Origin of the sequence: Pseudomonas gingeri, from assembly GCF_013385635.1 — a bacterium.
Lineage (GTDB): Bacteria > Pseudomonadota > Gammaproteobacteria > Pseudomonadales > Pseudomonadaceae > Aquipseudomonas > Aquipseudomonas gingeri_A.
In genome coordinates this window covers 1-25464 of the sequence record NZ_JACAPR010000021.1, presented here as the reverse complement: position 1 = coordinate 25464, position 25464 = coordinate 1, and the positions used below count along the sequence as shown (strand labels likewise).

25 protein-coding genes are annotated in these 25464 nt (G+C 61.8%); 15 read left to right on the top strand and 10 right to left on the bottom strand.

The window, feature by feature from the left end; genetic code table 11:
- Positions 1–7: 7 nt before the first annotated feature.
- From HX851_RS24470 to dksA, 4 genes are all read right to left on the bottom strand, one after another.
- A complete protein-coding gene (locus HX851_RS24470) occupies positions 8–2962 on the bottom strand; it encodes a sensor histidine kinase (protein ID WP_177058767.1) in 2955 nt (984 codons plus the stop codon).
- Entirely contained in the window at positions 2946–3122 is a 177-nt protein-coding gene (locus HX851_RS24465; protein WP_003176118.1) for a hypothetical protein, read from the bottom strand. Before HX851_RS24465 ends, HX851_RS24470 begins: the two co-directional genes overlap by 17 nt.
- A gap of 77 nt (positions 3123–3199) precedes the next feature.
- Positions 3200–4099 carry a tRNA glutamyl-Q(34) synthetase GluQRS gene (gene gluQRS, locus HX851_RS24460; RefSeq protein ID WP_177066190.1) on the bottom strand — a complete coding sequence of 300 codons (900 nt, stop codon included), beginning with the start codon at positions 4097–4099 and terminating at the stop codon, positions 3200–3202.
- A 96-nt stretch (positions 4100–4195) separates the two neighbouring features.
- Entirely contained in the window at positions 4196–4642 is a 447-nt protein-coding gene (dksA, locus tag HX851_RS24455; RefSeq protein ID WP_017126836.1) for an RNA polymerase-binding protein DksA, read from the bottom strand.
- A gap of 397 nt (positions 4643–5039) precedes the next feature.
- On the opposite strand from dksA, the gene HX851_RS24450 reads away from it, so the two are divergent.
- Together HX851_RS24450 and sfsA are read left to right on the top strand one after the other, a co-directional pair.
- Positions 5040–6212, top strand: coding sequence for a pyridoxal phosphate-dependent aminotransferase (locus HX851_RS24450; protein WP_177058771.1), 1173 nt, complete (start codon positions 5040–5042; stop codon positions 6210–6212).
- Positions 6212–6919, top strand: a complete 708-nt coding sequence (gene sfsA, locus HX851_RS24445) for a DNA/RNA nuclease SfsA (RefSeq protein WP_177066189.1) — start codon at positions 6212–6214, stop codon at positions 6917–6919. The genes HX851_RS24450 and sfsA overlap by 1 nt, the downstream gene beginning before the upstream one ends.
- 4 nt (positions 6920–6923) lie before the next feature.
- On the opposite strand, the gene HX851_RS24440 is transcribed toward sfsA, so the two are convergent.
- Positions 6924–7241, bottom strand: coding sequence for a Rieske (2Fe-2S) protein (locus HX851_RS24440; RefSeq protein ID WP_177058774.1), 318 nt, complete (start codon positions 7239–7241; stop codon positions 6924–6926).
- Between the two features lie 206 nt (positions 7242–7447).
- On the opposite strand from HX851_RS24440, the gene HX851_RS24435 reads away from it, so the two are divergent.
- From HX851_RS24435 to deoC, 4 genes are all read left to right on the top strand, one after another.
- On the top strand, positions 7448–8323 hold the full coding sequence (locus HX851_RS24435; protein ID WP_177066188.1) for a heme/hemin ABC transporter substrate-binding protein: 876 nt from the start codon (positions 7448–7450) through the stop codon (positions 8321–8323).
- Positions 8320–9357: a FecCD family ABC transporter permease gene (locus HX851_RS24430; RefSeq protein ID WP_177058778.1), complete on the top strand. Its 1038-nt coding sequence runs from the start codon at positions 8320–8322 to the stop codon at positions 9355–9357. The genes HX851_RS24435 and HX851_RS24430 overlap by 4 nt, the downstream gene beginning before the upstream one ends.
- 2 nt (positions 9358–9359) lie before the next feature.
- Positions 9360–10124, top strand: coding sequence for a heme ABC transporter ATP-binding protein (locus HX851_RS24425; protein ID WP_439899235.1), 765 nt, complete (start codon positions 9360–9362; stop codon positions 10122–10124).
- Positions 10125–10355: 231 nt separating this feature from the next.
- Positions 10356–11147 carry a deoxyribose-phosphate aldolase gene (gene deoC, locus HX851_RS24420; protein WP_177058782.1) on the top strand — a complete coding sequence of 264 codons (792 nt, stop codon included), beginning with the start codon at positions 10356–10358 and terminating at the stop codon, positions 11145–11147.
- A gap of 206 nt (positions 11148–11353) precedes the next feature.
- Here the strand turns inward: deoC and HX851_RS24415 are convergent, their stop codons facing one another.
- From HX851_RS24415 to HX851_RS24400, 4 genes are all read right to left on the bottom strand, one after another.
- Entirely contained in the window at positions 11354–12154 is an 801-nt protein-coding gene (locus HX851_RS24415) for a Crp/Fnr family transcriptional regulator (protein ID WP_177066186.1), read from the bottom strand.
- Positions 12155–12169: 15 nt separating this feature from the next.
- The gene (locus tag HX851_RS24410) at positions 12170–12442 is read right to left on the bottom strand and encodes a TfoX/Sxy family protein (protein WP_010444127.1); all 273 of its coding nucleotides are present in this window, start codon (positions 12440–12442) and stop codon (positions 12170–12172) included.
- 251 nt (positions 12443–12693) lie between these two features.
- Positions 12694–13038 carry a pentapeptide repeat-containing protein gene (locus HX851_RS24405; protein ID WP_177058786.1) on the bottom strand — a complete coding sequence of 115 codons (345 nt, stop codon included), beginning with the start codon at positions 13036–13038 and terminating at the stop codon, positions 12694–12696.
- 90 nt (positions 13039–13128) lie between these two features.
- Complete coding sequence (locus tag HX851_RS24400; protein ID WP_177058788.1) at positions 13129–14685, bottom strand: bifunctional aminoglycoside phosphotransferase/ATP-binding protein; 1557 nt, start codon at positions 14683–14685, stop codon at positions 13129–13131.
- Between the two features lie 117 nt (positions 14686–14802).
- On the opposite strand from HX851_RS24400, the gene mrcB reads away from it, so the two are divergent.
- The 3 genes from mrcB to HX851_RS24385 are packed head-to-tail and all read left to right on the top strand — an operon-like array spanning position 14803 to position 18216.
- Positions 14803–17127 (top strand): penicillin-binding protein 1B, encoded by a 2325-nt coding sequence (mrcB, locus tag HX851_RS24395; RefSeq protein ID WP_177058790.1) that lies wholly within the window; start codon positions 14803–14805, stop codon positions 17125–17127.
- 16 nt (positions 17128–17143) lie between these two features.
- Entirely contained in the window at positions 17144–17887 is a 744-nt protein-coding gene (locus tag HX851_RS24390) for a tetratricopeptide repeat protein (RefSeq protein ID WP_177058792.1), read from the top strand.
- A complete protein-coding gene (locus tag HX851_RS24385; RefSeq protein WP_177058794.1) occupies positions 17887–18216 on the top strand; it encodes a YqcC family protein in 330 nt (109 codons plus the stop codon). The genes HX851_RS24390 and HX851_RS24385 overlap by 1 nt, the downstream gene beginning before the upstream one ends.
- A 176-nt stretch (positions 18217–18392) precedes the next feature.
- On the opposite strand, the gene HX851_RS24380 is transcribed toward HX851_RS24385, so the two are convergent.
- Complete coding sequence (locus HX851_RS24380) at positions 18393–18824, bottom strand: DUF4124 domain-containing protein (protein ID WP_177058796.1); 432 nt, start codon at positions 18822–18824, stop codon at positions 18393–18395.
- Positions 18825–19226: 402 nt separating this feature from the next.
- Here HX851_RS24380 and HX851_RS24375 point away from each other — a divergent pair, with 402 nt between their 5' ends.
- The 6 genes from HX851_RS24375 (at position 19227) to msrQ (ending at position 25214) form a co-directional block, all read left to right on the top strand.
- The gene (locus HX851_RS24375) at positions 19227–20951 is read left to right on the top strand and encodes an acetolactate synthase 3 large subunit (protein ID WP_042935595.1); all 1725 of its coding nucleotides are present in this window, start codon (positions 19227–19229) and stop codon (positions 20949–20951) included.
- A 1-nt stretch (position 20952) separates the two neighbouring features.
- Positions 20953–21444, top strand: a complete 492-nt coding sequence (gene ilvN / locus HX851_RS24370) for an acetolactate synthase small subunit (protein WP_003176102.1) — start codon at positions 20953–20955, stop codon at positions 21442–21444.
- 47 nt (positions 21445–21491) lie between these two features.
- A complete protein-coding gene (ilvC, locus tag HX851_RS24365; protein ID WP_003185459.1) occupies positions 21492–22508 on the top strand; it encodes a ketol-acid reductoisomerase in 1017 nt (338 codons plus the stop codon).
- Positions 22509–22653: 145 nt separating this feature from the next.
- Positions 22654–23511, top strand: a complete 858-nt coding sequence (gene pssA, locus HX851_RS24360) for a CDP-diacylglycerol--serine O-phosphatidyltransferase (RefSeq protein WP_017126852.1) — start codon at positions 22654–22656, stop codon at positions 23509–23511.
- 63 nt (positions 23512–23574) lie between these two features.
- Positions 23575–24588 carry a protein-methionine-sulfoxide reductase catalytic subunit MsrP gene (msrP, locus tag HX851_RS24355; protein WP_177058798.1) on the top strand — a complete coding sequence of 338 codons (1014 nt, stop codon included), beginning with the start codon at positions 23575–23577 and terminating at the stop codon, positions 24586–24588.
- On the top strand, positions 24588–25214 hold the full coding sequence (gene msrQ / locus HX851_RS24350; RefSeq protein ID WP_177066185.1) for a protein-methionine-sulfoxide reductase heme-binding subunit MsrQ: 627 nt from the start codon (positions 24588–24590) through the stop codon (positions 25212–25214). The genes msrP and msrQ overlap by 1 nt, the downstream gene beginning before the upstream one ends.
- The last annotated feature ends 250 nt before the right edge of the window (positions 25215–25464 follow it).

The window sequence follows — 25464 nt, the reverse complement described above, 5'->3', positions numbered from 1 at the left end:
GACGGTCTCAGTTCACAGCGGACGTCGCTTCGACATGACGCGGTAAGGTCACCCGGATACGGGTGCCGCGTTGGCTTTCGGTGTCAGCCGGGCTGTCGATGGTGATTTGTCCATAATGCTCTTCAACGATGGAATAGACCAGTGCAAGGCCCAGTCCGGTACCTTCGCCAGGATCCTTGGTGGTGAAGAAGGGTTCGAACAATCGGTCCATGATGTTCTTCGGGATGCCGCTGCCTTCGTCTTCGACGATCAGGTCGACCGTGTGTTCGAAGGCTTCGCTCTTGACCCGTACCGCGCTGCCGGCGGGCGACGCGTCACGGGCGTTGGACAACAGGTTGATCAACACTTGCGCCAGGCGCTGCGGATCGCCGTCGACCCAGTGTTCGGGGTCGCACAAGTTGAAGAACTGTACTTCGAAATTGCGCCGGTTCAGGGCCAGCAGACCAATGGCATCCTGGGCGACCTCGGCCAGGCACACCGGTTCGTCGTTGTGCTGGTGGCTGCCGGCGTGGGCGAAGCTCATCAGCGACTGGACGATGCGCGAGACGCGTTTGGTCTGCTCGATGATCTGCCCGCTGATCTCGGTGATCTCGCCGTCTTCCTCACGCTCCTCGCGCAGGTTCTGCGCCAGGCAGGCGATGCCGGTGATCGGGTTGCCGATCTCGTGGGCGACCCCGGCGGCCAGGCGGCCGATGCTCGCCAGGCGCTCGGAGTGCACCAGCTTGTCTTCGAGCATCTGGGTTTCGGTCAGGTCCTCGACCAGCAGCACCAGGCCGCTGTTGCCCGGGGCCAGCGGTTCGTCGATCGCCGCCTTGTGCAGGTTCAGCCAGCGGGTCTGGCCGTCGAGGGCCAGGTGCTGTTTATGCAGGTGTTCGTCCGGCAGGTTGATAAAACCTTGCAACAATTCTTTCCACGGTTCGCCCAGGGTGGCCAGTCGCGAACCGACGACCCGTTGCGCGGCCACGCCGGTGAGTTCTTCCATGGCCTTGTTCCACATCAGGATTTCCTGGTCCTTGGCCAGCGAGCAGACGCCCATGGGCAGCTCCTGCAAGGTCTGGCGGTGGTAGCGGCGCAAGGCATCGAGTTCGGCGGCCAGCCCGGTCAGGCGCGAGTGATAGTCCTCGAGGCGGCTTTCGATGAAGTGGATATCTTCGGTGACATAACTTTCACCGCCGGCCTTGTACGGCAGGAAGGTCTCGACCATGTCCTGGGCCACGCTCGGCCCCATCAGGCCCGACAGGTTGGCCTCGATCCGGTCGCGCAGGCGGCGCAGGGCATAGGGGCGGCGTTCGTCGAAAGGCAGGTAGAGGTCGCGCAGGGCCTGTTCGACCTCCTTCTGCGCGGCCTTGGCCCCCAGCGGCTTGGCCAGTTGCGTGGCGAACTCCTGGGGCGACGCCGCGTGCAGTTCGCGTCGCTGCGGACGGCGCACGTTGTCCACCGCGCAGGCTTCGGCGGCACTGGCTTCTTCCGGGCTGGCGTTGCTGAACAGAGAGATCAGCGTGAACATCAGCACGTTGGCCGCCAGCGAGGCGATGGCCGCCATATGCCAGCTGGTATCGTCCAGCACGTAGATCATATTCAGCAGTGGAATATAGAAACCCTGCAGGTTGCCGATCAACGGCAACATCATGGTGACCATCCAGACGATGATCCCGGCCAGCAGGCCGGCGATGAAGCCACGGCGGTTGGCGGTCGGCCAGTACAGCACCGAGAGCACGCCCGGGAGGAATTGCAGGGTGGCGACAAAGGCGACGATACCGAGGTTGGCCAGGTCCTGTTCGGCCCCGAGCAACAGGTAAAAACCATAGCCGGCCATGATGATCGCGACGATCAGGGCGCGGCGGGTCCACTTCAGCCAGCGGTAGATATTGCCTTCGGCCGGTGGCTGGTAGAGCGGCAGCACCAGGTGGTTCAGGGCCATGCCCGAGAGCGCCAGCGTAGTGACGATGATCAACCCGCTGGCGGCCGAAAGCCCGCCGACATAGGCCAGCAGCGCCAGGGCTTCGTTGTTGGCGGCAATGCCGATGCCCAGGGTGAAGTATTCCGGGTTGGTGGTGGCGCCCAGCTTCAGACCGGCCCAGAGAATCAGCGGCACCGCCAGGCTCATCAGCAGCAGGAACAGCGGCAGGCCCCAACTGGCGCTGACCAGCGAGCGTGGGTTGAGGTTCTCGGTAAAGGTCATGTGATACATGTGCGGCATCACGATGGCCGAGGCGAAGAACACCAGCAGCAGGGTACGCCACGGGCCTTCCTGCAATGGCGTGTGCAGGGCGGCGAGGGCGGTCTGGTTCTGCAGCAGCCACAGTTCGAGCTGTTGCGGGCCGTCGAACACCCCGTAGAGGGCATAGAGGCCGACACCGCCGATGGCGATCAGCTTGATCACCGATTCGAAGGCAATCGCGAAGACCAGCCCTTCATGTTTCTCCCGGGTGGCGATATGGCGCGAGCCGAAGAAGATGGTGAACAGAGTGATCAGCGCACAGAAGCTCAGGGCCACGCGGTGTTGCACCGGTTCGCGGGTGAGGATGCCGATGGAGTCGGCCACGGCCTGGATCTGCAGGGCCAGCAGCGGCAGCACGCCGATCAGCATGAATACCGTGGTCAGCGCCCCGGCCCAGGTGCTGCGGAAGCGGAAGGCGAACAGGTCGGCCAGGGACGACAACTGGTAGGTACGGGTGATCTTCAGGATCGGGTACAGCAGCACCGGTGCCAGCAGGAAGGCCCCGGAAACGCCAAGGTAGCTGGACAGGAAACCATAGCCGTACTGATAGGCCAGGCCCACGGTGCCATAGAATGCCCAGGCACTGGCATAGACACCCAGCGACAGGGTGTAGGTCAGCGGGTGACGAATGATCGAGCGTGGAATCACGCCTCGTTCGCTGATCCAGGCGACGCCGAACAGGGCCAGCAGGTACGCGGCGCTGATCAGCAGCATCTGGGTCAGGCTAAAGCTCATCGGCATCTTTTTGGCTCTGCAGGATGAAGGTCACGACGATCAGAATCAGCCAGAGCAGATAGGGCCGATACCAGGCGCCCGTCGCGTCGATCCACCAGTCCATGATCGCCGGCGAGAACAGGTAGATCCCGACTACCAGGAGCAGGACCAATCGATAGATGTACATCCTGGCCTCTCTTTTTTATAGGCGTGCCCGAAAACGTGCGGCGATGGTAACGGATGGGCGCCAACCTGCAAGGGGCGTCAGTGCAATTGCGCTTCGGCCAGGGTCGCGACCCTGGGAATCAGTGTGGCATCCCAATGGCCAATTCCCCAGTCGAGGACTTCCCTGGGCGTGGCCTGTTCCAGGGCGGCGGGCGGTGTCTGCCCCAGTGTACGCAGGGCCCGCATCAGCAACGGCGTGGCCTGATCGCCGGTCAGCGGCGGGGAACGGTAGGACTTGCCGAGCTTGTTGCCGTCCGGCTGGATAATCAGCGGCACATGCAGGTAACGCGGTTGCGACAGTCCCAGCAATTCCTGCAGGTACAGTTGACGCGGTGTCGAATCCAGCAGGTCGGCCCCGCGCACGATATCGGTCACGCCTTGCCAGGCATCGTCGAGCACCACCGCCAGTTGATAGGCATACAGCCCATCACGGCGACGGATCACGAAGTCGCCGGCCTCGCGTCCCAGGTGCTGGCGGAACTCGCCCTGGACCCGGTCCCTGAAGCTGTAGCTCAGCTCCGGGACACGCAGGCGGATGGCGGCGTTGTCGATGTCGTGCCCGAGGTTGCGACACAGGCCGGGGTAAATCCCGTCATAGGCTTCCAGCTCTTTGCGCGAGCAGGTGCAGGCGTAGGCCAGTCCCTGGCTGAACAGGCGATTGAGTACCTGGGCGTAGGCTTCATGCCGGTCGCTCTGGCGGACCATTTCGCCATCCCACTCGAAGCCGTAGCGTTCCAGTGCATCGAGGATCGCGGCCTGGGCGCCGGGGACCTCCCGTGGCGGGTCGAGGTCTTCCATGCGCAGCAACCAGCGACCGCCGACCGAACGGGCGTCCAGGTAGGAGGCCAGTGCCGCGACCAGCGAGCCGAAGTGCAGGTGTCCGCTGGGCGTGGGAGCGAAGCGTCCGATATAGGTGGGCGAAGCGGTGATGGCAGTCATAAGTCGCAGGGTACTGAATCCGTGGAGGGCAGCGCCAGAAAACGCAGAAACGAAAACGGAGCGTTCGCACGCTCCGTTCGTTCAGTCCGGCATGGATTACTTGCCGACCTGTTTTTCCTTGATCTCTGCAAGGGTCTTGCAGTCGACGCACATATCGGCGGTCGGTCGGGCTTCCAGACGGCGGATGCCGATCTCGACACCGCAGGACTCGCACCAGCCATACTCTTCGTCTTCGATGAGCTGCAGGGTCTTGTCGATTTTCTTGATCAGCTTGCGTTCGCGGTCGCGGGCGCGCAGTTCGAGGCTGAATTCCTCTTCCTGGCTGGCGCGGTCGGCGGGATCAGGAAAGTTGGCCGCTTCGTCTTTCATGTGGTCAACGGTGCGGTCGACTTCCTGCATCAGGTCCTGCTTCCATTTTTGCAGGATCTTGGTGAAGTGCTTGCGCATGGGCTCGCCCATGTACTCCTCGCCCTTGCCTTCAACATAGGGTTCGAAGCCGCTGATCTTTTGCTCAGTGCTTTGCTGCTTTGCTTGGGTGGGCATGAATGGACCGCCTCTACTCTTCTAATCCATTGCGCAGGATTTCAACATCACCGACACCTGCCGGCCCTGCGGCTGCAAGCGGGCGAACTTACCAGATCGAATCGGGGCGCGCTACTCCCGGTTGTCGAGCCTTGAGATGCGGGCGAGCCCCGTCGGTTTCCGGTGATCTTCGACGGGACCTTCGTCGGCAAGTATCGCGCCGGCAGGTTTCACGGTGGTTTCAGGACCGTGACGGGCTGATCGACGGGATGGTTGAATGTTCATTTTAGTCAATCCTGGGCGCATCGTCGTATTGCTTTGCCCCGGGGCAACCTTGGCATCGGGGACGTTTTAAAGGTTCCCGGGGGAGCGAGGTTGGGTAGAATCGAATTTTGCCCACCCCAATCAAGGAAGGCTAATGGCTCAGCCCTACAGTGCGCGCAGCCGCGCGATCGAACCGTTCCACGTGATGGCCCTGCTGGCGCGCGCCAATGAGCTGCAGGCGGCCGGGCACGATGTGATCCACCTCGAGATCGGCGAGCCGGACTTCACCACGGCGGAGCCGATCATCCAGGCCGGGCAGGCCGCCCTGGCCGCGGGCAAGACCCGCTACACCGCGGCGCGCGGGTTGCCGGAGCTGCGCGAGGCGATCGCCGGTTTCTACCGGCAGCGCTATGGCGTGAGCGTCGATCCGCAGCGCATCCTGGTCACCCCCGGCGGTTCCGGGGCGTTGCTGCTGGCCAGCAGCCTGCTGGTGGATCCGGGCAAACACTGGCTGCTGGCCGACCCCGGCTACCCGTGCAATCGCCATTTCCTGCGGCTGGTGGAAGGTGCGGCACAGTTAGTACCGGTCGGACCGGATGTGCGTTATCAACTGACCGCCGAACTGGTGGACCGGCATTGGAACGAGGACAGCGTCGGCGCCCTGGTCGCGTCACCGGCCAACCCGACCGGCACCCTGCTGGGTCGCGACGAACTGGCGGGGTTGTCGAAGGCCATCAAGGCGCGTAACGGCCATCTGGTCGTCGATGAGATCTATCACGGTCTGACCTATGGCTGTGACGCCGCCAGTGTGCTGGAAGTCGATGACAGCGCCTTTGTCCTTAATAGCTTTTCCAAATATTTCGGCATGACCGGTTGGCGCCTGGGTTGGCTGGTGGCACCGCCGGAGGCCGTGGCCGATCTGGAGAAACTGGCCCAGAACCTCTACATCAGCGCACCGAGCATGGCTCAGCACGCTGCCCTGGCCTGTTTCGAGCCACAAACCCTGAGCATCCTCGAAGAGCGTCGGGCCGAGTTCGGCCGGCGTCGGGATTTCCTCCTGCCGGCGTTGCGTGAGTTGGGCTTCGGGATTGCGGTGGAGCCTGAAGGGGCTTTCTATCTGTACGCGGATGTCAGCGCGTTTGGCGGCGATGCCTTCGCGTTCTGCAAGCATTTCCTCGAGACCGAGCATGTGGCGTTCACTCCGGGACTGGATTTCGGTCGTCACCTGGCCAGTCACCATGTGCGTTTCGCCTACACCCAAAGCCTGCCGCGGTTGCAGGAAGCGGTGGAGCGGATTGCCCGTGGCCTGCGGAGTTGGCAAGGCTGATGCGTTTTTCTCCTGCACTCGAAGAAGGACGACTGATCAGGCGCTACAAGCGTTTCCTGGCGGATATCGAAACCACCGCCGGCGAACTGCTGACGATCCACTGCCCGAATACCGGCTCGATGCTCAACTGCATGGTTGAGGGCGGGCAGGTCTGGTTCAGTCGTTCCAGCGACCCCAAGCGCAAATTGCCCGGTACCTGGGAAATAGGCGAGACCCCGCAAGGGCGGCTGGCGTGTGTCAACACGGCGCGGGCCAATCAGTTGGTTGAAGAGGCCTTGCGCGCCGGCCTGATCGTCGAGCTCAACGGCTTCACCGGGCTGAAGCGCGAGGTCGCTTATGGCCAGGAAAACAGCCGGATCGATTTTCGCCTGGATTACCCGGCGGGCCCGGCGTTTGTCGAAGTGAAAAGCGTCACCCTCGGCTTTGACGGAACCGCCGTCGCGGCGTTTCCCGATGCGGTCACCCAGCGCGGAGCCAAGCATCTGCGCGAGTTGGCCGCCCTGGCCCGGGAAGGCGTGCGGGCGGTGCAACTGTATTGCGTGAACCTGACAGGGATCGAAGCAGTGCGGCCGGCCCACGAGATCGATCCGGGCTATGCCGATGCGCTGCATGAGGCCGTGGCGGTGGGCGTCGAGGTGCTTGCCTACGGGGTCAGCCTCAGCGCCGAAGAAGTACGGATCGATCAGCGTTTGCCGGTGTTGCTCTGACACCTCAGGCCTGGACCCAGATCCCCTCGGCATCTTCCCGGCAGGGCAGTGCCAGCAGTGACTGTCCGACACAAGGCCCGGCCACGCATTCACCGCTTTCGATCAGGAACAGTGCGCCATGGGTGGCGCACTGGATCAGGCTCGCACTGGCGTCGAGAAACTGGTCGGGCTGCCACTCCAGGGCAATACCCCGATGCGGGCAGCGATTCTGATAGAGATACACCCGACCCTCGCGGCGTACCGCCAGCACCGGCCTGCCATCCACTTCGAAACCACGGCTGCTGTTGTCGGCGAGTATCTGTGATGCGCAGAGAAACTTCATGCTGATCCTTTGACCGCCCGCCTTGCCTTTAATTAATGAAGCAGTATGGCGGCTGCTGGAGCTGAACGAAACCTGTGACAGGGCATGTCTTGGGTTGACGTTTAAATGCAAATAATTATCAAATAGCTGATTGCCCTGGGGCGGTCTCTTACCCGCCACCTTGATCCCGCCGCTTGCTTGATCAACCTTTCGAAGGAAATTCGTCTATGCGCCTGAGTTCCCGCCTGATTGCACTTGGAGCCGGGCTTGCGCTCAGCCATGCCGCCATGGCCGCCGAGCTGCCGCAACGCTGGGTCAGTGCCGGCGGCGCGTTGTCCGAGTGGGTCAGTGTGCTGGGCGGTGAGGCGAAACTGGTCGGCGTCGATACCACCAGCCAGCATCCCGAGACCCTCAAGGCCCTGCCAAGCATCGGCTATCAGCGGCAGTTGTCGGCCGAAGGCATCCTCAGCCTGCGTCCGCAGATCCTGGTCGGTACCGAGGAAATGGGCCCGCCGCCGGTGTTGGCGCAGATCCGCAATGCCGGGGTGCAGGTGGAACTGTTCTCCGCCGAAGCCGACTTGCCGACGTTGCAAGGCAACTTGCAGCACCTGGGCAAACTGCTGGGTAACGAGGCCCAGGCCGGCCAGTTGTTCCAGGGCTACCAGCAACAGCTCGACCAGCAACAGGACTGGGTCAGGCAGGCGCAGGGCAAGCAGGCGGCTCCAGGCGTGCTGCTGTTGCTCGGGCACGCCGGTGGCAAACCACTGATTGCCGGCAAGGACACCGCAGCCGACTGGTTGCTGACCCGGGCGGGTGGTCATAACCTGGCGACCCACAGCGGTTACAAGCCGTTTTCCGTGGAGGCCCTGGCCGGGTTGAACCCCGAAGTCCTGGTCTTCGCCGATCGGAGCCTGACGGGCGAGGCGGCCCGCCAGGCGCTGATGAAGGAAAACCCGATTCTGGCTTCGACCCGGGCCGCCAAGGCGGGAAGGGTCTTCGAACTCGACCCGACCTTGTTGGTCGGCGGTCTTGGCCCGCGACTGCCGCAAGCGCTGAAAACCCTGGCCGGTGAGTTCTATCCGACGGCATCGGCGGCGCCATGACGACCCTGGTCAAGCCCCGAGCCCTGTTTATCGGCTTGAGTCTGCTGTGTGCGCTGGCGGTCTGGCTATCGCTGGCATTGGGACCGGTCAGCCTGCCGCTGGTCGATACCCTGCGTGCCGCATTGCGCTTGCTGGGTTTGCCATTGCCCGCCGAGGGGTTGGAGCAGGCGGAACTGATCCTCGGGCAGATTCGTTTGCCGCGCACCCTGCTAGGGCTGGCCGTGGGCGGGGTCTTGGCCTTGTCCGGCGTGGCGATGCAGGGACTGTTTCGCAATCCGCTGGCTGATCCCGGCCTGGTGGGTGTTTCCAGTGGGGCCGCGCTTGGGGCGGCTATCGCCATCGTCGGCGGTGCGGCGTTCGGCGGGCTGCCGGAGGCTCTGGGGCCTTATCTGCTGTCGCTCTGCGCTTTTCTCGGCGGGCTTGGGGTGACGGCGCTGGTCTATCGGCTCGGCCGCCGCAACGGCCAGACCAGTGTCGCCACCATGTTACTCGCCGGGATCGCCCTGACGGCCCTGGCCAGCTCCGCGGTCGGTCTCTTCACCTACCTGGCCGACGATGCGACCTTGCGCACCCTGACATTCTGGAACCTGGGCAGCCTCAACGGCGCCAGCTACGCGCGGCTATGGCCGTTGCTGCTGGTCACCGCGGCGGTCGCGTTCTGGTTGCCGCGGCGGGCCAAGGCCCTGAATGCACTGCTGCTCGGTGAGTCGGAGGCCAGTCACCTGGGCATCGATGTCGAAGGGCTCAAGCGCGAACTGGTGCTCTGTACGGCACTGGGTGTCGGCGCGGCGGTGGCGGCAGCCGGCATGATCGGCTTTATCGGGCTGGTGGTTCCACATCTGGTACGGTTGTTGGCCGGGCCGGATCATCGGGTGTTGCTGCCGGCCTCCGTCCTGGCGGGCGCCAGCCTGCTGTTGTTCGCCGACCTGGTGGCGCGCTTGGCGCTGGCGCCGGCGGAACTGCCGATCGGTATCGTCACCGCCTTTATCGGGGCGCCGTTCTTCCTTTATCTCCTGTTGCGGGGGCGTGCCTGATGTTGCGTGCGCAGAACCTGCAGATCCGTCGCGGCCGGCAGACCGTGCTGGCGGATATCGATCTTGAGCTCAAACCGGGCGAAGTGCTGGGCGTGCTAGGGCCCAACGGTGCGGGCAAGAGCACTTTGCTCGGTGCCTTGAGCGGTGAACTGGTGCCGAGCCACGGCAATGTCTGGCTGGACGAGCAACCCCTCGGGCACTGGAAAGGCGCGGAGCGGGCCCGGCGCCTGGCAGTATTGCCGCAGACGTCGACGCTGGATTTCGCCTTCAGGGTCGAGGAGGTGGTGGGTATGGGGCGCCTGCCGCACCAGACCGGGCAGGCCCGCGACCAGGAAATCGTCGTCGCGGCGCTGCAGGCCGCCGATGCCGGGCACCTGGCCGGGCGCAGCTACCTGGCGCTGTCCGGTGGCGAGCGCCAGCGTGTGCATCTGGCGCGGGTACTGGCCCAGCTCTGGCCGGGACACAGCGGCCAGACGCTGCTGCTCGATGAGCCGACCTCGATGCTCGACCCGCTGCATCAGCACACCACCTTGCAGGCGATTCGCCAGTTCGCCGACCGGGGTGCCGCCGTGCTGATCATCCTGCATGACTTGAACCTGGCAGCACGTTACTGCGACCGTCTGCTACTCCTGGAAAAGGGTCGCCCGCATGCTCTTGAGTCCCCTGAGCGGGTCCTGCAGCCCGACATGCTGAAAGCGGTGTTCGGCCTGGAAGTGCTGGTGCTGCCTCATCCGGAGCGTGGTCATCCGATGATCATCGCGCGCTGAAGCGATAGCGGGCCTGCTCAGGTCGAGCTGGTCTGACGGTGTCAGCTCATTCCCCCGGTTATACGGAGAACTCTCCTGTTCTCATGTAGTCCAGGTCTTTGTCTTTGGCTCACTGTGATTTCGTCCGAATGAGTCCTTTATTGTGTCGGCAACGCGCACTCCGCGCCGTCCGAGGGTTTCGACCCGCGGATGTTTGTCACGTTGATGCAATGATCGGATGTGGGAGCAAACATGAAGCAGATAAATCAGGCAGATCAGCAGCTGGCGCGTCAGGCTATCGGTCTGCTCGACCTGACCTCGCTGAGCAATGATGACGATGCCGAGCGAATCATTTCGCTGTGCCAGCGGGCCTTGACGCCTTTCGGGCCGGTGGCGGCGGTCTGTGTATTCCCGCGGTTCGTGGCCCTGGCCCGCAAGACCCTGGACAAGCTCGATGCCCCGGGGATACGTGTGGCCACGGTGGTCAATTTTCCCTATGGCGGGCCGAATGTGGCGTCGGCGGTTTCGGAAACGGAAGCGGTGCTCAAGGCTGGCGCGAACGAAGTGGATCTGGTCTACCCCTATCGTTCGTTGTTGATGGGCGATACCCAGACGGGCAGGACCATGGTCTCGGCATGCCGGGAGCTGTGTACGGGACGGGGTCGACTCAAGGTGATCCTGGAAACCGGCGAGCTGCGCGATCCGCAGATGATTCGCCAGGCCAGCCAGGATGCGATTGCCGCCGGTGCCGATTTTCTCAAGACCAGTACCGGCAAGGTCCTGGTCAACGCCACGGAGCAGGCCGCGCGAATCATGCTCGAAGCCATCGCGGAGCGGGGCGGCCTGGTGGGACTGAAGGCGGCGGGAGGGATTCGTACCTTCGATGATGCGCGCACCTACATCGAGCTAGCGAAAGCCCGTTTCGGCGCGGATTGGGTCAACGCCGATCACCTGCGCCTGGGCGCTTCGGGGCTGCTGGACGAGCTGCTGGCGCAACTGGAATGGTCGGCCGCGCCCGCGACGAAACGGCGTGGACGGCAATGAGCTTTTTCCAGGCAAAAAAAGACCCGGCAAAAAGCCGGGTCAATAACCGTGATTAGCCTGATGAGGAGATAATCTGAGAGTCCGAACCAAGGGCCTTCCAGAAAATCCAACCGATCTCGCGATCAGTTGTGATAATCATAACGATTCTCATTTCTAAGTCAACAGATTTTTCTCGACCGTCCGTCGCCACCGCTTATCAGGTCCTTTCAGCCTTGTTGGGCAGCCGTGCTCAAGCGCGTGACTTCCTTGTTCAGCAGGTCGATCCGCCGGGCCATGCTCTCGATCAGACTATGGGCAATACGCGGGTTGCTCTGGGTCAGGTTGAGGAACTGTTCCTTGGGAATCAGCATGACCGTGCACGGTTGGCTGGCAATCACACTGGCGCTGCGTTTCTCGCCGGTGAAAACCGCCATGGCACCAAAGATCTCGTCCTTGGGCACATCACCGACCTTGTGTCCATCGACAAAGGCTTCGGCATGTCCGTCGATGATGATGAAGACGTGATCGGCATCGTCGCCCTGGCGGATCAGCACGTCGCCGACCGCGACCTGCTGGAAGCCGCTGCTGCTGCGGAACTCCGGCTGCTTGAGGCGGGTAACCGCGTCCGACAGCAGAGCGGTCTGGCCGACCAGATAACGCAACAGCAGTTCGCTGCGGGCTTCGTCGGCATGGATATGCTGGAACACTTCGCGGCGTCGATACGGTAGCAGCCGCAGCGGGCTGTCGCTGCTGAGCAGGCAGCGCGGCCAGTCGATGCCCTGGCGCAAACCCACCAGATCGCCTTCCTGCAGGTAGAACAGCGGGCGTTCGTCGACCCGCGCATGCAACAGGCCGCTGTCGATCAGATAGAGCTGATCGTCGGCCAGGCGGGAGGAAAGGTCCTGGGTCTGTTCGAACTCGATGGCCTCGCCACAGGGCGGCAGACCTTCAAGTAGTCGAGCGGGAATGCTCTGCAGCCGATTGATCAATTCATCGGCGTACGCCGGTTGCTCCCCGAGTAGATACATGACAAACCTGCACAATCAATTTTTGTGGCGTGACGATATCGCTTCCAGTTGTTTATTCAAGGCTTCTTTGCGCTCCAGCGGGATGTCATTCCAGTGAATGTCCATCAGCGCGCCCTCGATGGCGTACAGCAGTACTTTCGAGGCTCTGAATCCGCGGGTTCTTACTGCACGATAGGCATCCACTGCCCCTAGTCGACGCAAATCCGATGCGCTGTGGATACCCACAGCGTGCAGCCATTGCGCCGACGTCTTGCCAAGGTTCTTCAGGTGTTGCAGTTCATCGTTCATCAAGCCTCCTTGCGATGGCCGAACGCTGCGTTGACGAGAGTAGGCAAGCCTGAAAAGAGTGTAGCGGTCAGTAGGAAAAGCGTGGTTCTTTGGTCGGCTTGTGCGCAAAAGCTTCTAAGCCCAAGCCATGGGCTGCGCGGGCCTGGCGTTTTCGAGCCAGTCGGGAGAAGGGGAAAAGCAATGCCTGCCGCCGTCCAGGGCAGCAATCGGCAGCGAACTTCAACGTCTGTAGTCGCTACAGGCCGGGGCGGTTACTCCGGGTCGTAGCGCAGACGTGTGCCGAATTGCACGGACATCAGGATCTCGGCCGCTTTCAGTCGTGGTGGAAAGTAGGCACCGGAGATCTGCGCGTGTGCCACGCTGGCGCCTTCCAGTATGGAATTCTGAAAATCCACGCCGCGCAGGTCGGCGGAGCGGAAGTAGGCGTCGGTGAAGTCGACCCCTTCGGCATTCAGTTCACGCAGGTCGAGGCCGCGGAAGTCGCCGCCACGCATGTCGATCGGACCGTCCTTGGGACGGGCTTTATTGAAACCGGCAATGTCATCTTTATGCAGCAAGGCGAACAAGGCGGAGTCGAGAAGCTTGGGGTGGCTCATGGGACGTCTCCTGTTGGATTTATGACGCCAGTATAATGCCACTATGTTTCAGCCGTGAAGCAATTGCCGCTTCACGGCTGAAATAGTTTTTTACAGACCTGGCAGGCGCAGGCGAATCTGCGCGATCAGGGTATCGAGGCTGCCGCTCTCGTTGGTCTGGACACGTTTGGTCCGCAGGATTTCATCGGCGCTGAGGGCTTCACGGGTCGCCTGTTGGGTGGCAATGACTTCCAGGGTTGCATCGGAAGGGTCGACGGCGTCGGCCTGGCGCTGGGCCAGCCAGCTTTCGATGACGGCCTGGGGTGCGTCGCAATCGAGGATCAGGCAGGGCGCGCCGGTGGCTTCGGCAACCTTGGCGGCGGCGTCGCGCTGGTCGCGCTTGAGGTAGGTGGCATCGATCACCACCGGGAAACCGGCACGCAGGATGATGTCGGCGATTTCATGCAGGCGCTGGTAGGTCTGTGCACTGGCATCCTGGCTATAGATGCCGTTGCCGACTGCCTGGCTGCCCTGTTGCTCACCGAACAGGCGCTTGCGCTCGACATCGGAACGCAGGCGTACCGCGCCGAGGGCCTCGACCATGCGCATGGCCACGTGGCTCTTGCCGACAGCGGACACACCATGGGTAATGGCCAGGAAACGCGACGGGATGGTGCTGTAGCTTTCCGCCAGGTTGGCGTAGTTGCGGTATTGGCGCAGGGTGGTCGCGCGTTGTACGGCGGTGGCGTCGGCCGGCATGCTGAACAGTGCGACCTTGGCGCGGACCAGGGCACGGTAGGCCTTGTAGAAGTTCAGCACTTCCAGGCCCTGGTAATCGCCGGTCAGTTCCAGGTACTGGCTGATGAAGCGTCGTGCCAGGCTCTTGAGGCCGCGGTCTTCCAGGTCCATGGCGAGGAAGCCGGTGTCGGCATAGACGTCGGTGAAACGGAACGGTTCGTTGAACTCGATGCAGTCGAAAATCACCACTTTGCCGTTGATGACGGTGGCGTTACCGAGGTGGATGTCGCCATGGCATTCACGGGTGAAGCCTGCGGCCTTGCGCTGGGCGAACAGCGGCTTGAGGCGTTCGAAGCTGGTCTCGGCCCAGGCTTGCAGGGCGTCGAGTTGCACCAGGTCGGCCTTGTCCTGCAGGAACGGACGAATCTGTTCGAAATTCTGCCGGACCGGGTCCATGACCGCTTCCGGAGTGCCCTGGTAGTGATCCTTCGGCACTTCGGGGGCGGTCTGGTGGAAGCGGGCGATCTGCTGCGCCATCTCGTCGATATGCTGGGCGGTCAGTTCACCATTGGCCTGCAAGGTGCTGAGCAGCTGGCTTTGCGGGAACTGGCGCATTTTCAGCACGTATTCGATGGCCGGGCCGTCGCCGCCCAGTCGCGGTGCGTCGACAGTGCCGGTGATCGGCAGGACTTCCAGGTACAGGTCGTCGGTCAGGCGCTGGTTCAGGCGCAGTTCTTCAGCGCAGAAGTGCTCGCGGGCGGACAGTTCGGTGAAGTCGAGAAAGCCGAAGTTGACCGGTTTCTTGATCTTGTAGGCATGGGAGCCGGTGAGCAGCACCCAGGAAATATGGGTCTCGATGAGCTGGAACCCGTCTACCGGATGGGGGTAGAGGGCCGGGTTTTGCAGGGCGGCGATCAGGGACTGGCTCACGGGCGATCCTTCAAAGGTCGGAAAATTCAAGGGCGCCATTATGGCCGCTGCGCAAGGGACTGCAAACTGCCGGAGCGTCATGTTGATCATGAATTAAAGTGCGTATAATCCGCGCCCATGACTCGTACCCGATCCCCTCGTTCCAAACCCAAACCTCCGTCCGGCGGCCTTCGTCCCTGGCTCGGCTGGGCGCTGAAGCTCAGTCTGGTCGGCCTCGTGGTGCTGGCGGGCTTTGCCGTCTACCTCGATGCCGTGGTGCAGGAGAAGTTCTCCGGCAAGCGCTGGACCATCCCGGCCAAGGTCTACGCCCGGCCGCTGGAGCTGTTCGTCGGCCAGAAGCTGAGCAAGGAGGACTTCCTCACCGAACTCGATGCCCTGGGCTATCGTCGCGAAGCGGTGATCAACGGTCCGGGAGCGGCGGCGGTCAATGGCAACACGGTCGACCTGAACACCCGTGGCTTCCAGTTCTACGAGGGCATGGAAGCGGCACAACCGGTACGCGTGCGTTTCTCCGGCGATTATGTCGCCGAGTTGTCGGCGCTCAATGGCTCGAAGCTCTCGGTGGTGCGGCTCGAGCCGTTGCTGATCGGCGGCCTGTACCCGAAAAACCTCGAGGACCGGATCCTGATCAAGATCGATCAGGTTCCGCCGTATCTGCTCGATACCCTGGTGACCGTCGAGGATCGGGATTTCTATCATCACTTCGGTGTCTCGCCGAAGTCGATTGCCCGGGCTATCTGGGTCAATACCTCGGCCGGCCAGATGCGCCAGGGCGGCAGTACCTTGACCCAGCAGTTGGTGAAGAACTTCTTCCTGACCAATGAGCGCAGCCTGAGTCGCAAGCTCACCGAGGCCATGATGGCCTTGCTGCTGGAACTGCACTACGACAAGAAGGAGATTCTCGAGGCTTATCTCAACGAGGTGTTTATCGGTCAGGACGGCCAGCGCGCCGTGCACGGTTTCGGCCTGGCGAGCCAGTTCTTCTTCAGCCAGCCGTTGTCCGAATTGAAGCTGCACCAGGTCGCGTTGCTGGTGGGCATGGTCAAGGGACCGTCCTACTACAACCCGCGTCGTTACCCCGACCGTGCGCTTGAACGGCGTAACCTGGTGCTCGACCTGCTGGCGCAGCAGGGCGTGGTGCCTGTCGAGCAGGTCGAGGCGGCGAAGAAAATGCCGCTGGGCGTGACCAAGCGTGGCAGCCTGGCCGACAGTTCGTTCCCCGGGTTCCTCGATCTGGTCAAGCGTCAGTTGCGTGAAGACTATCGAGACGAAGACTTGACCGAGGAGGGGCTGCGGATTTTCACCAGCTTCGACCCGATCCTGCAGATGAAGGCCGAAGCGTCGGTCAATGACACCTTCAAGCGCCTTGCCGGTCGCAAGGGCTCGGAGGATGTCGAGGCGGCGATGGTGGTGACCAACCCGGAAACCGGTGAGGTCCAGGCCATGATCGGCAGTCGTCAGCCCGGTTTCGCCGGCTTCAACCGCGCTCTGGATGCAGTGCGCAATATCGGCTCGCTGATCAAGCCGGCGGTGTATCTGACCGCGCTGGAGAAACCGAGCCAGTACACGCTGACCAGTTGGTTGTCGGACGAAGCGTTCTCGGTGAAAGGCGCGGATGGCCAGGTCTGGAAACCGCAGAACTTCGATCGCCGCTCCCATGGCACGATCTTCCTGTATCAGGGGCTGGCGCATTCCTACAACCTGTCAACGGCACGCCTGGGTCTGGAAGTCGGGGTGCCGAACGTTCTCAAGACGGTCGCCCGCCTGGGGATTACCCGTGAGTTCCCGGCTTACCCGGCGATATTGCTGGGTGCCGGTGGCATGACCCCGATTGAAGTGGCGACCATGTACCAGACCATCGCCAACGGTGGCTTCAATACGCCGATGCGCGGTATCCGCAGCGTGCTGACGGCCGAGGGTGAGCCGCTCAAGCGTTATCCGTTCCAGATCCAGCAGCGTTTCGATCCGGGTTCGATCTACCTGATCCAGGCGGCGATGCAGCGGGTGATGCGCGAGGGTACTGGGGCAAGTGCCTACAATGTCTTGCCGAAAACCCTGACATTGGCAGGTAAGTCCGGCACCAGTAACGATTCCCGTGACAGCTGGTTCTCCGGTTTCAGCCAGGACCTGTTGGCGGTGGTCTGGCTCGGTCGCGACGACAACGGCAAGACGCCGTTTACCGGTGCCACCGGTGCCTTGCAGGTCTGGACCAGTTTCATGAAGAAAGCCGATCCGCTGCCGCTGGACATGCCGCAACCGGATAATATTGTGCAGGCCTGGATCGATCCGCATACCGGGCAGGGCTCCGATGCCAATTGCCCGGGTGCGGTGCAGATGCCGTATATTCGCGGCAGTGAACCTGCGCCAGGTACGGCTTGCGGTGGTGCGGCGCCTGCGCCGGCCACCGAAGTGATGGATTGGGTCAAGGGCTGGTTGAATTAAGCGAAGAGGGTTTGCAGTGAACAAGTGGTGGTTTCCAGCTTTTACGGCTCTGGCTTTGCTTGGCGGTTGCTCGAGCGTGCCCCATGGCTCGATTCCGGTAGTCGATTCCGGGACGGCTGTCTCCAACAACGATCGGATTTCCGCCACGGGCGGTTTCCGGCAGACCGTGACCAAACGACCCGTGCAGAACCAGGCCGTGCCGCAGGATTCCGGCGTGGTGGTGATGGTTCCGGGCGGTGGCGCCGCGGCTTCCGCGCCGATCAGCAGCGAGCCCTGGACGCCGCCTTCCTCGTCGGCACCGATTACACCGGGCCCCGTGGACAGTGCGCCGATCCAGACGTCGTCGATCAATCAGGGCAGCTACAACGTGCCGAGTTCGCTGCCGCCCAGCGGTATTCCGTCCGGCAACGGCGGTGGCTTGTCCGCCGACGAGCAACTGGACGGGCCGGTCCTGGCGCTGTTGACCACGGCCCAGCAGCAACAGTCCAGCGGTGACCTGAATGGCGCATCCTCGAGCCTGGAGCGTGCCCAGCGCGTGGCGCCGCGTGAGCCACAAGTGCTCTATCGCCTGGCCCAGGTACGCATGGCCCAGGGCGATGCCCCGCAAGCCGAGCAACTGGCGCGTCGTGGCCTGGGTTTCGCCAACGGGCGCCCGGACCTGCAAGCCAGCCTTTGGGGCCTGATCGCCCAGGCGCGGGACAAGCAGGGTGATGCCGCAGGCGCCGCACAGGCTCGTCAGAAGGCCCAGGGTCGTCTCTGATGGATGGTCGTTTTCTGTTGATCGCCGATCAACTGCTGTTGATCGAGCGTGAGTTGCGTGTGCAGGGCTGGTGGGACGAGGTGTCCCCGGGCGAAGAAGCCCTGTCCAGTGTCGAGCCTTTCAGTGTCGACACCCTGGAGTTCGAGCAATGGTTGCAATGGATCTTCCTGCCGAAGATGAAAGTCATCCTCGAGCAGGATCTGCCGCTGCCCAATGCCTCGGGCATCCTGGCCATGGCCGAGATGGTCTATGCCCAGCGTCCGGGGCAGGGCAGGGCGTTGCAGGCGCTGCTTGCACAGTTCGATCAATTGATCAGCGAATCGCGCTAACAACGCTGTGAACCGCGATGGTTCCCACGCTCCGCGTGGTAACGCCTCTCTGGACGCTCCGCGTCCGCGCCATATGGGTGACGCGGAGCGTCACTGGCTGCATTCCCACGCAGAGCGTGGGAACGATCATCAAGCTGCGCGGCGCGTTGTTACGACAAACCCCCTCACCACGGGACTCAAGAGCAGTTCTCTTCAATCGCCTTGCGTGTTTCAACCAGTCGGGTCTGCCGTTCTTCCTCGGTCAGGCGCCGCAGTTCTCCGTTCACTTCCTCGCGTACCCGCGGATCGTTCTGCAATTGCGCCAGATTGGTGCGCGCCTTGTCGCAGAACACCTTGAGCGTGGCGTCCCGTTCGGCCACCTGTTTCCTGACCCTGGCATCCACGGCTTTCTGATCACCTACCGGAGCGCTGGCCGGGACCTCGGGCCTGGGCGGTGGCGGAGGTGGGGTGCCGATCGCCGGCGTGACCACGGTCGCTGTCTGTCCCGGTGGTGGCTGGGCATCGAAATGAGTGACGCCCTGAGCATCGACCCATTTGTAGATCGGGGCGGCCAGGCACAGGGGGCTCAAGGCAAACAGCAGGCTGCCTATGAGAATGCTCGTACGCATCAGGTTTCCTTGTCAGACGGTTCAATCAGCAACCTAGCACATTCCTTCGGGAAAGGTTTTCTTCTGCTTTCTCATGCGCTTAGTTCGAAGAAAGCGCACAGATGACTTGACTTGAGCGAGGCGAATCAGAACAATCCAAAGTCCGCTGTAGAGGGACTGCCAGAAGCAGACCCACTCGGCAGATCATGAGGCGCACATCCGCGCCGACCTGTTACACCCGCAACGCGTTACCTCGCGCTGGGTGGGAAACCCCCGCAACACTTGGGGCACTCCCAATACTTGCTCAGTCAGTGCTGACGTAGTCGGCGACCACCGTCGCTCATGCTCTGCCGAGAAGTAAACCTATTAAGACCCGTCTCCAGCGTTTGTGGACGGTATTCTGGCGTTTTAGAGGTGAACAACGTGGAGCTTTTATCTGGCGGTGAGATGCTCGTCCGCTTTTTGCGTGACGAAGGCGTCAAATATATCTATGGGTACCCGGGTGGTGCTCTTCTGCATGTCTACGACGCCCTGTTCAAAGAGCCGGAAGTGACCCACATCCTGGTTCGTCACGAGCAGGCCGCGACCCATATGGCTGACGGCTATGCCCGTGCCACCGGTAAAGCCGGCGTGGTACTGGTGACTTCCGGTCCTGGCGCAACCAACGCCATCACCGGTATCGCCACGGCCTACATGGACTCCATTCCGATGGTGATCATCTCCGGTCAGGTGCCGAGCACCCTGGTCGGTACCGATGCGTTCCAGGAAACCGACATGATCGGTATCTCCCGGCCGATCGTGAAGCACAGCTTCATGATCAAGCACGCCTCGGAAATCCCGGAAGTCATGAAGAAGGCGTTCTACCTGGCGCAGTCCGGCCGCCCTGGTCCTGTCGTTGTCGATATCCCGAAAGACATGACCAACCCGGCCGAGAAGTTCGAATACATCTTCCCGAAAAAAGCCAAGCTGCGTTCCTACAGCCCGGCGGTACGTGGCCACTCCGGCCAGATCCGCAAGGCTGCCGAAATGCTCCTGGCCGCCAAGCGTCCGGTGCTCTACTCGGGTGGCGGCGTGATCCTCGGCGGCGGTTCGGCACCCTTGACCGAACTGGCCAAGCTGCTCAACCTGCCGGTGACCAACACCCTGATGGGCCTGGGTGCCTACCCTGGCACCGATCGTCAGTTCGTCGGCATGCTCGGCATGCATGGCAGCTACACCGCCAACCTGGCCATGCACCATGCCGATGTGATCCTGGCCGTCGGTGCGCGCTTCGACGACCGTGTCATCAACGGTGCACCGAAGTTCTGTCCGAATGCCAAGATCATCCATATCGACATCGACCCGGCATCGATCTCCAAGACCATCAAGGCAGACGTGCCTATCGTGGGTCCGGTGGAGAGCGTGCTGACCGAGATGGTCGCGGCCCTCAAGGAAATCGGCGAGACCCCGAACAAGGAGTCGGTCGCCAGCTGGTGGAAGCAGATCGACGAATGGCGCGGTGATCGCGGCCTGTTCCCTTATGACAAGGGCGACGGCAGCATCATCAAGCCACAGACGGTGATCGAAACCCTGTGCGAAGTGACCAAGGGCGATGCCTTCGTGACCTCCGACGTGGGCCAGCACCAGATGTTCGCGGCGCAGTACTACAAGTTCAACAAGCCCAATCGCTGGATCAACTCCGGCGGCCTGGGCACCATGGGCTTCGGTTTCCCGGCGGCCATGGGCGTGAAGTTGAGCTTCCCGGATGTGGATGTCGCCTGCGTCACCGGCGAAGGCAGTATCCAGATGAACATCCAGGAACTGTCGACCTGCCTGCAGTACGGTCTGCCGGTGAAGATCGTCAGCCTGAACAACGGTGTGCTGGGCATGGTGCGCCAGTGGCAGGACATGAGCTACGGCAGCCGTCACTCGCACTCGTACATGGAATCGCTGCCTGACTTCGTCAAGCTGGTCGAGGCCTATGGTCACGTCGGTATCCGTATCACGGATCTGAAAGACTTGAAGCCGAAGATGGAAGAAGCGTTCGCCATGAAGGATCGTCTGGTGTTCCTCGATATCCAGGTCGATACCAGCGAGCACGTCTACCCGATGCAGATCAAAGACGGCTCCATGCGCGATATGTGGCTGAGCAAGACGGAGCGTACCTAACATGCGGCATATCATTTCCCTGCTTCTGGAAAACGAACCTGGCGCTCTGTCTCGTGTGGTTGGCCTGTTTTCGCAACGCAACTACAACATCGAAAGCCTGACCGTGGCCCCGACCGAAGACCCGACCCTGTCGCGTCTGACGCTGACCACCGTAGGGCATGACGAGGTCATCGAGCAGATCACCAAGAACCTGAACAAGCTGATCGAAGTGGTCAAGCTGGTCGACCTGTCGGAAAGTGCTCACATCGAGCGCGAGCTGATGCTGGTCAAGGTCAAGGCCACTGGCGCCCAGCGCGCCGAGATAAAACGGACTACCGATATTTACCGCGGGCAGATCGTTGATGTGAGCGCCAGCGTTTATACCGTGCAATTGACCGGTACAAGCGACAAGCTGGACAGCTTCATCCAGTCGATCGGGACGGCCTCGATTCTGGAAACCGTGCGTAGTGGCGTCACCGGGATTGCCCGTGGCGACAAAGTACTGAGCATCTAACTTAATTTAGCGAATGGCCGGAAGGCCTGGATATAAAGGGGTATTTCATGAAGGTTTTCTACGATAAAGACTGTGACCTGTCGATCATCCAGGGCAAGAAAGTCGCCATTATCGGTTACGGCTCCCAGGGCCACGCACAAGCTTGCAACCTGAAAGATTCCGGCGTCGACGTTACCGTCGGCCTGCGTAAAGGTTCGGCCACTGTTGCCAAGGCAGAAGCCCACGGCCTGAAAGTGACTGACGTTGCTTCCGCTGTTGCTGCTGCCGACCTGGTCATGATCCTGACCCCGGACGAGTTCCAGTCCGCGCTGTACAAGAACGAAATCGAGCCGAACATCAAGAAAGGCGCCACCCTGGCCTTCTCCCACGGTTTCGCGATCCACTACAACCAGGTTGTGCCGCGCGCCGACCTCGACGTGATCATGATCGCGCCGAAGGCTCCAGGCCACACCGTGCGTTCCGAGTTCGTCAAGGGCGGCGGTATCCCTGACCTGATCGCGATCTACCAGGACGCCTCGGGCAACGCCAAGAACGTTGCATTGTCCTACGCCGCCGGTGTGGGTGGCGGTCGTACCGGTATCATCGAAACCACCTTCAAGGACGAGACCGAAACCGACCTGTTCGGCGAACAAGCCGTTCTGTGCGGCGGTACCGTTGAACTGGTAAAAGCCGGTTTCGAAACCCTGGTTGAAGCTGGCTACGCGCCGGAAATGGCTTACTTCGAATGCCTGCACGAACTGAAGCTGATCGTTGACCTCATGTACGAAGGCGGTATCGCCAACATGAACTACTCGATCTCCAACAACGCCGAATACGGCGAGTACGTGACCGGCCCTGAAGTCATCAACGCCGAATCCCGCCAGGCCATGCGCAATGCTCTGAAGCGCATCCAGGACGGTGAATACGCCAAGATGTTCATCAGCGAAGGCGCAACCGGCTACCCGTCGATGACCGCCAAGCGTCGTAACAACGCCGCTCACGGTATCGAGATCATCGGTGAGCAACTGCGCTCGATGATGCCGTGGATCGGTGCGAACAAGATCGTCGACAAAGCCAAGAACTAAGTTCGAGGCCTGTCTGGAAAAACGCGGCTTCGGCCGCGTTTTTTCGTTTAGGGGGCTGCTTCTGGTATAAAGCTGCATCGTTTTGCGGTCGAACCCTGGTCGCAAACTTCTGTCGAATTTTTTTCACCGTTGCAAGGTACTGTCCATGAGCGAACGTCCCGAAGAGCCGAACCAGGCTCCTGACGCCGAAAGCCTGCTGCCGATCGATGAACATGTCGAGGAAGGGCATGACGCCGAAGGCCGTAAAGTCCGGCATCGTGGTATCTATCTGCTGCCGAACCTGTTCACCACCGCGAACCTGTTCGCCGGTTTCTACGCGATCATCAGTGCGATGAGTGCGCAAAGTGCCGCCAGTGCGGGTGATCCTGCCGGGGCGAGCAAGTATTTCGCGTTTTCCGCGATCGCGATCTTCGTCGCCATGGTCCTCGATGGGCTGGATGGGCGCGTGGCGCGGATGACCAATACCCAGAGTGCCTTCGGTGCCGAGTATGACTCGCTGTCCGACATGGTCGCGTTCGGTGTGGCGCCGGCATTGCTGGCCTTCGGCTGGGCGCTGGGCGATATGGGCAAGGTCGGCTGGATGGTGGCCTTTATCTATGTGGCGGGTGCGGCCCTGCGCCTGGCGCGCTTCAATACCCAGGTCGGTACCGCGGACAAGCGTTACTTCATCGGCCTTGCCAGCCCGGCTGCGGCCGGTGTGGTGGCGGGTACTGTCTGGGCTTTCAGCGACTACGGTATCCAGGGTTCGAAGATGTCCTTCCTGGTGGCCTTGCTGGTGGCGGCGGCGGGGATGCTGATGGTCAGCAACATCAAGTACAACAGCTTCAAGGAGCTGGACCTCAAGGGGCGTGTGCCGTTTGTCGCGATCCTGGCGGTAGTGCTGGTGTTCGCCGTGGTGTTCAGCGATCCGCCGCGGATCCTGCTGTTGATCTTCCTCGCCTATGCGGCTTCCGGCCCTGTTCAGTACCTGTTGCACCTGCGTCGTCACAAAAGCGTCGAGTGATGTAATTTCCCTTACACTCCGTAGTCTATTGGTGCATCAGTCGTCCAATACTGCGGAGTTGCCATGCTGATCAAGCTTCCTAGGACTTCCGACTCCAAAGAGTCGGAAGTTACCCCCGAGTCACTCTATCTTTCCCGTCGTGCCGTATTGGGCAGTTCGCTGGCCGGTCTGGCGCTCGGCAGTCTGCCGCGTTGGGCCAGTGCGGCCGAGGCGGCACGTTACGCCGATGTGGAGGCAGGGAACGCGCCGTCCTGGTTTACCGGCAAGCTGCCGGATACCCGCTGGGGCGCCGTAACGGTCAAGGATGAAGCGATTACCCCGTACAAGGATGCAACGCACTACAACAACTTCTATGAGTTCGGTACCGACAAGGGCGATCCGGCGCAGAACGCCGGCTCGCTGAAAACCGAACCCTGGTCGGTGGTGATCGATGGTGAGGTCGGCAAGCCCGGGCGTTATGCCCTCGAAGATTTCATGAAGCCTTATCAGTTGGAGGAGCGGATCTATCGCCTGCGCTGTGTCGAAGCCTGGTCGATGGTGATCCCGTGGATCGGCTTTCCGATCTCGGCGTTGCTCAAGCAGGTCGAGCCGACCTCCAAGGCCAAGTACATTCGTTTTGAAACCCTGCAGGACCCCAAGAGCATGCCGGGGCAGCGCTCCGGGTTTGCCCTGATCGACTGGCCCTATGTCGAGGGCCTGCGTCTGGATGAAGCGATGAACCCGTTGGCGATTCTGGCCGTGGGCATGTATGGGCGGGAATTGCCGAATCAGAACGGTGCGCCGTTGCGTCTTGTTGTGCCGTGGAAGTACGGCTTCAAGAGTGTCAAGTCCATCGTCCGGATCAGCCTGGTGACGGAGCAGCCGAAAACCACCTGGCAGAGTATCGCCTCGGATGAGTATGGCTTTTATGCCAACGTGAACCCGACGGTCGATCACCCGCGTTGGACCCAGGCCCGGGAACGCCGGTTGCCCAGTGGCCTGTTCAGTCCGAATGTGCGCGAGACGCAGATGTTCAACGGCTACTCGGATGAGGTCGCCTCTTTGTATACCGGCCTGGACCTGCGGAAGAACTACTGATGCGATATCCATTCTGGCGTGTGGGCGTCTTTATCGTGGCGGCGATCTGGCCGTTGCTCTGGTTGTATCAGGCGTGGATCTTTGCCTTGGGGCCGGACCCGGGAAAGGTGCTGGTCGACCGGTTGGGCTTGGGTACGCTGATCCTGTTGCTGATTACCCTGGGTATGACGCCACTGCAGAAGTTGAGCGGGTGGCCGGGCTGGATTGCCGTGCGGCGCCAATTGGGGCTGTGGTGTTTTGCCTATGTGGTGTTGCATCTGGCGGCTTACCTGGTGTTTGTCCTGGGGCTGGATTGGTCGCAGTTGGGTGTCGAGCTGCGCAAGCGTCCCTACATCATTGTCGGGGCCTTGGGCTTTCTCTGTCTCCTGGCACTGTCCGTGACGTCGAACCGCTACAGTCAGCGTCGCCTCGGGACACGCTGGAAGAAGTTGCACCGTCTGGTTTATGTGATTCTCGGGCTGGGGCTGCTGCACATGTTGTGGATCGTGCGGGCTGATCTGAAGGAGTGGACGGTGTATGCCGCTATAGGTGCGCTGCTACTGGCACTACGTATCCCGGCACTGGCGCGTCGAATTCCCCGCCTTATAGCAAAGAAGCCGAGCCCCGCAGCAACACGGCCATTGTAGGCGCCTGGCTTGCCAGCGAAGGCGTCCTTATGGGCGGCGCAAGGCTTGCAGGCCTCATCGCCGGCAAGCCGGCTCCTGCAATGTGTTGTCGTCCATCGGCCTTGCATGCGCCACAATCAACTGTAGGAGCCGGCTTGCCGGCGATGGCGTCTTTATGGGCGGTGCAAGGCTTGCAGGCCTCATCGCCGGCAAGCCAGCTCCTACAGGTTGCGTGTTTTGACCGGTTTTTGACCCTTGTGACAGAAAGATG

What these genes read in the sequence shown, in the direction of transcription:
- HX851_RS24470 (WP_177058767.1), bottom strand. Translation starts at nt 2,962, where the DNA reads ATGCCGATGAGCTTTAGCCTGACCCAGATGCTGCTGATCAGCGCCGCG.
- HX851_RS24465 (WP_003176118.1), bottom strand. Translation starts at nt 3,122, where the DNA reads ATGTACATCTATCGATTGGTCCTGCTCCTGGTAGTCGGGATCTACCTG.
- gluQRS (WP_177066190.1), bottom strand. Translation starts at nt 4,099, where the DNA reads ATGACTGCCATCACCGCTTCGCCCACCTATATCGGACGCTTCGCTCCC.
- dksA (WP_017126836.1), bottom strand. Translation starts at nt 4,642, where the DNA reads ATGCCCACCCAAGCAAAGCAGCAAAGCACTGAGCAAAAGATCAGCGGC.
- HX851_RS24450 (WP_177058771.1), top strand. Translation starts at nt 5,040, where the DNA reads ATGGCTCAGCCCTACAGTGCGCGCAGCCGCGCGATCGAACCGTTCCAC.
- sfsA (WP_177066189.1), top strand. Translation starts at nt 6,212, where the DNA reads ATGCGTTTTTCTCCTGCACTCGAAGAAGGACGACTGATCAGGCGCTAC.
- HX851_RS24440 (WP_177058774.1), bottom strand. Translation starts at nt 7,241, where the DNA reads ATGAAGTTTCTCTGCGCATCACAGATACTCGCCGACAACAGCAGCCGT.
- HX851_RS24435 (WP_177066188.1), top strand. Translation starts at nt 7,448, where the DNA reads ATGCGCCTGAGTTCCCGCCTGATTGCACTTGGAGCCGGGCTTGCGCTC.
- HX851_RS24430 (WP_177058778.1), top strand. Translation starts at nt 8,320, where the DNA reads ATGACGACCCTGGTCAAGCCCCGAGCCCTGTTTATCGGCTTGAGTCTG.
- deoC (WP_177058782.1), top strand. Translation starts at nt 10,356, where the DNA reads ATGAAGCAGATAAATCAGGCAGATCAGCAGCTGGCGCGTCAGGCTATC.
- HX851_RS24415 (WP_177066186.1), bottom strand. Translation starts at nt 12,154, where the DNA reads ATGTATCTACTCGGGGAGCAACCGGCGTACGCCGATGAATTGATCAAT.
- HX851_RS24410 (WP_010444127.1), bottom strand. Translation starts at nt 12,442, where the DNA reads ATGAACGATGAACTGCAACACCTGAAGAACCTTGGCAAGACGTCGGCG.
- HX851_RS24405 (WP_177058786.1), bottom strand. Translation starts at nt 13,038, where the DNA reads ATGAGCCACCCCAAGCTTCTCGACTCCGCCTTGTTCGCCTTGCTGCAT.
- mrcB (WP_177058790.1), top strand. Translation starts at nt 14,803, where the DNA reads ATGACTCGTACCCGATCCCCTCGTTCCAAACCCAAACCTCCGTCCGGC.
- HX851_RS24385 (WP_177058794.1), top strand. Translation starts at nt 17,887, where the DNA reads ATGGATGGTCGTTTTCTGTTGATCGCCGATCAACTGCTGTTGATCGAG.
- HX851_RS24380 (WP_177058796.1), bottom strand. Translation starts at nt 18,824, where the DNA reads ATGCGTACGAGCATTCTCATAGGCAGCCTGCTGTTTGCCTTGAGCCCC.
- ilvN (WP_003176102.1), top strand. Translation starts at nt 20,953, where the DNA reads ATGCGGCATATCATTTCCCTGCTTCTGGAAAACGAACCTGGCGCTCTG.
- ilvC (WP_003185459.1), top strand. Translation starts at nt 21,492, where the DNA reads ATGAAGGTTTTCTACGATAAAGACTGTGACCTGTCGATCATCCAGGGC.
- pssA (WP_017126852.1), top strand. Translation starts at nt 22,654, where the DNA reads ATGAGCGAACGTCCCGAAGAGCCGAACCAGGCTCCTGACGCCGAAAGC.
- msrP (WP_177058798.1), top strand. Translation starts at nt 23,575, where the DNA reads ATGCTGATCAAGCTTCCTAGGACTTCCGACTCCAAAGAGTCGGAAGTT.
- msrQ (WP_177066185.1), top strand. Translation starts at nt 24,588, where the DNA reads ATGCGATATCCATTCTGGCGTGTGGGCGTCTTTATCGTGGCGGCGATC.